The organism is Kitasatospora sp. NPDC056651 (assembly GCF_042792155.1).
Taxonomy (GTDB): Bacteria; Actinomycetota; Actinomycetes; order Streptomycetales; family Streptomycetaceae; genus Kitasatospora.
In genome coordinates this window covers 35,099-35,908 of sequence record NZ_JBHTWX010000027.1, presented here as the reverse complement: position 1 = coordinate 35,908, position 810 = coordinate 35,099, and the positions used below count along the sequence as shown (strand labels likewise).

The window sequence follows — 810 nt, the reverse complement described above, 5'->3', positions numbered from 1 at the left end:
CATCCCCGTCACCGTCCAGGACAGCCAGACCGTCGTTCCGGCTGGGGCGACCAGTGTGACGAAGGTCGACTCCGCGACGAACCAGCCGCTGGCGGGCGCGACCTTCCAGCTGTGGCACGAGACCAACGGCATCCCCGGCCTCCAGACCAGCGGCGCCAACCCGGACACCCCGGTCGGCGCGCCCTGCACCACGCCTGACACGGGCGTCTGCTCCGCCACCGATCTGCCGCTGGGCACCTACTACTGGCAGGAGACCGCAGCACCCCCCGGCTACGACCTGCCCACACAACCGGTCACCACGGTCGTCCTCGACACCAACGGACAGAACGTCCCCGTCACCGTCGAAGACATCAAGACCGTCGTCCCGACCGGCTCCACCAGCGTCACGAAGATCGACTCCGGGACCCAGCAGCCGCTGGCCGGCGCGACCTTCCAGCTCTGGCACGAGACCAACGGCATCCCCGGCCTCCAGACCACCGGCACCAACCCCGACACCCCCGTCGGCGCTCCCTGCACCACCCCCGCCAACGGCACCTGCTCCGCGAACAACCTCCCCCTCGGCACCTACTACTGGCAGGAGACCACAGCACCCCCCGGCTATGACCTGCCCACACAACCGGTGACGACCGTCGTCCTCGACACCAACGGACAGAACGTTCCGGTCACCGTCGAGGACATCAAGACCGTCGCCCCGACCGGCTCCACCAGCGTGACGAAGGTCGACTCCGGGACCCAGCAGCCGCTGGCCGGCGCGACCTTCCAGCTCTGGCACGAGACCAACGGCATCCCCGGCCTGCAAACCAGCGGCAC

The 810-nt window shown here is 69.4% G+C and carries 1 protein-coding gene; it reads left to right on the top strand.

All coding sequences use genetic code 11. The features are described 5' to 3' along the window. Positions 1-810: collagen binding domain-containing protein (locus ACFRAR_RS13605; RefSeq protein ID WP_380698068.1), on the top strand; the 810-nt coding region annotated here is incomplete at both ends.